Source organism: Vibrio sp. S11_S32 (assembly GCF_014694465.1).
Lineage (GTDB): Bacteria > Pseudomonadota > Gammaproteobacteria > Enterobacterales > Vibrionaceae > Vibrio > Vibrio algicola.
Map to the genome: position 1 here is coordinate 1 of NZ_JAAUWS010000095.1, position 3,491 is coordinate 3,491.

A 3,491-nucleotide genomic window follows, 5' to 3' on the forward strand; every position below is an offset into this window, starting at 1 on the left:
GTGGCCTCTCAGCATGGTCAGTTGTGTCCGAAATCGTCACAGCCGTGACGAATCGACAGCCCTACCCAAACGTATTCGGTTTTTAACGTTCACCAGCCCTGTCAATAGGGTGCTGGTGAACGCTTACCAATATTAAACAAAAAGTCATATACTTTACGACCTTTCTTGTTTAATCCAACAAGTTGATTTGTATAAAGACCTTTTAACTCTTTCTTAGTAACACCACCATATATAATCGTATCTTCGTGGGATGAATCAGGTTGAATATTATACCAATCGCTCGAATTTGAATAAACAAGGTATAAATCACACTCAGAAAATGCCTTGGGAGAAACAGCATGAAATCTCTTCCTGTCATTTGCATCACCAATACTATTCACACAAAGTGTAAAAACTTTTTTGTAGTCGAATTCAGGTTTTTTTAAGTGCCTCATTCGTCATCCTTAGTCGCAGCTGTTTTTGACAGTAAAGCCATTAAAACAGCCCTTCCCTCAAAACCAATCTGTCCTTTATACTCGTCAAGAATTGTCGCAAAGTCCTTTTCTTCCTCAACCGAAGACTCTAGCAAATCATGAAAACCAGACTTAGTTACTTCGAGACCAAAAACTTCTCGCGTTAATAGACCAACATTTTCTCCAAATGTTTCTCTTTCAGGGCGTTCCTGTTTTCCTGATGCTCTCGTACGACTAAGCTTCCAAACACAACTCTTTGGTACTTCTTGAAGTACCACTGGCGAATGTGTAGCTACAATCGCAACGCCATTTCTCTCCATCAGCAGAGAAGATAGAGCGCGAGTAAATGCAGACAACAAAGGGGGGTGTAAGTGACTTTCAGGCTCATCCATTATAATGAGTGTTTTTTCTTGAATTAACTCAACGAGTCTCGTTATTATCAACATTACGATTGCGTGACCAGAACTCATCCTCAAAAATAATTTTCTTGAAATTTCTTCTATGAGATCTGGATCAATATTGTTATCTAATCTCTTTAAACCCATATCCAAAAAGTTAACGTCTGATTCCAAATAAGTAATAGCTTTAAGCCATCTACTCTTAGCTTGTACTAAGCCAAAAATATTCCTAATACTTGTAGAAAATTCAATGCTTAATTCATCTAGATCTTTGAGAGTAGAATGACTCTGCTTTCCTCCGCTCCTATTTGCTTTTAAACCAATATAGGAGTAGTTTATATTTTCATTATCGTTTTCGCGGTCTTTTGGCGGCTCAAATGGGTCGAAAGCACTAAATGAAACTGATATTAATTTTGAAAAATATAATGGATCTAATACCTCGTCATCATTTTCATCGGATATATCTACAAATCGACCACAGTTTGTTCTATCTATAAGGTTAGAAATCATTCCGTTTAACAACGTTGTTTTTCCGATCCCATTTCGGCCAATTAATACATGAACGTTAGTGGATGGCTTTGATTTTGGATATACGTTGAAATCTAAACAATAATTTGCTTGATCCGTGGATTGTGCAGTCTCATATCTAAATTGATACTTTTGTAGTAGGTCACCACCATTTAATACTCTTCGGTACTGACTTTCTATTGAAGATAATGAAACAAATCTAGTTAGAGATGTTTTGAATACTGATTGTTCTTTGTACCGCTCCAGTTGAGTTTCATCTGCGACGACATCTCGTAACGAGGTTAAGAATCGGTCTTTATCTCTCTCTTTCAAATTGGATATTTTTTTATAATAATCAACGTCCTGCCCTAAAGAGAAGAAAGCAGTTGGCAATCCAGATTGATACTCTTGATCCATGTTATCTCGAGTTAAACTAGGAGAAACTTGCCCTCTATACCCAATCTTCACATCACCTAATTCATAGCGTGTACCTTCACTATCAAACACTATAACGTTGAATTGAGTCTCAAAGGAGTAGTCATCCCATGAGTTAACCCTTAAGTAGATACTATCAACAGCCTCTGTAGGTATAGGATCAATCCATGTGCTCTTAACGATTTTCATTTATATGGTTCCAAATAGGTTATTGTCGCTAATTACTTATTATTTTTTAAATAAAGGGATCATATCAACCAATTACATAAGTAACTAGAGTCATAAAGATTCGGCATGCTATCGATTTGTTAGCATCTGATTAAGAGTTTCACCGCTCGGCACTTCTGAGCAGTCTTAGCATTCACTGGTCGTCCTGTAGTGAAAAAGCTATATTGACCACTCAGCTAATCGGTTATTGATAAGATCTGCTAATGAAAAGTACTAACGGGAATTCGAGGAACGCTCCACCCTAAACTCGTCTTGGGGCAGAACCTTGTCGGTGATTTGGCTAAATTAGCTTTTAAAAGAATCATCAAGAATATTGTAAACCTCTAACCTAACAAGAAAATCCACTCATCCACTATAAAAAAGCCGAAATCACTCGCTGCTTAAAAGCGCCTAACCGAAGTTCATCGAATGTGTCTTGTGTGCTGTGTGTGTTGGCACTATTACTAGTCGAACCATTCCATATCAAACCAGAATTTAATCCACCTTGCTCTGGCGGTGTACTGCTTTCATTGGAACGATTTTTTTGACCATGCGACTCAAAATCTATCGAGCTTTTCATTTTGGCGAACATGCATGATTCAGGAATATCTTGCTCAATTCGTTCGGCATACTCAATTAAGCTTTTCTCAGCAAAAGTATATAACCATGCTTGCTTATTTGACGTGCCATTCACTCGCAGAATGCGTCCAAGCACTTGTCTGAAATACAACTCAGTTTTAACAGAACTCATGTGGCAACATACTTGTAGTCTAGGTATATCGGTTCCTTCTGATACCATGCCAACACTCACAATCCATTGAGCATCACTCTGGCGATAGCGTTCAATTTCCGCTATTGGTTCATCATGGCGGTAGGTCACAATTGAAACAGTTTGAGCATACTTTTCCGATAATATTTTTTGAATGGTTTTTGCATGCTCTACAGAAGATGCGACAACTAATCCTCCGGCATGGGGGGATTGTGTTCGTATTTCCGCTAGTTTTTGACAACCAAGGCCAAGTAAATAATTCATCGCATCTTGATTATGGATAACGCTTTGATACGAAGTTTTTGTCTCTTTTATCATTTCTAATATTGAAGAAAAGGATTCTATTTTTTCATCACTTGCCAGTGTTAGGTGTTCATTATCAACCAGTACAATTTTTGGTGACCGACAAACGTTATCTGCGATTGCTTGCTTTAAAGTGTATTGATAACCAACTTGAAGTTGTCCTTCTGGATCGGTGTATTCACCCATAGTGATAGGCAAGGAATCAGAACGCCACGGTGTACCCGACATTGCGAGTGTATACGTAGCTAATCCCTGAATTTTCGTCAATATTTGCTGTGTAGTGGTACAGTGATTTTGGCCACCTAATTAGAGGTGATATCATCACCTCATATATCAATAGGTGCCAATTATGACAAAACGAACAAGACCAACATTTAGCCCTGAATTTCGACTTGAATCTGCATTGTTAGTAACCGAACA

At 38.1% G+C, this 3,491-nt stretch carries 2 protein-coding genes and 1 pseudogene; all 3 read right to left on the bottom strand.

Annotated elements, in window-relative coordinates; translation table 11 throughout:
- Nucleotides 1-101 precede the first annotated feature (101 nt).
- A complete protein-coding gene (locus tag HC723_RS16550) occupies nucleotides 102-434 on the bottom strand; it encodes a hypothetical protein (protein ID WP_190339870.1) in 333 nt (110 codons plus the stop codon).
- The gene (locus HC723_RS16555) at nucleotides 431-1,981 is read right to left on the bottom strand and encodes an ATP-dependent nuclease (protein ID WP_114635265.1); all 1,551 of its coding nucleotides are present in this window, start codon (nucleotides 1,979-1,981) and stop codon (nucleotides 431-433) included. The genes HC723_RS16550 and HC723_RS16555 overlap by 4 nt, the downstream gene beginning before the upstream one ends.
- A 391-nt stretch (nucleotides 1,982-2,372) precedes the next feature.
- Nucleotides 2,373-3,347 (bottom strand): annotated as a pseudogene (locus HC723_RS16560) (DEAD/DEAH box helicase); the annotation flags it as partial.
- Nucleotides 3,348-3,491 lie beyond the last annotated feature (144 nt).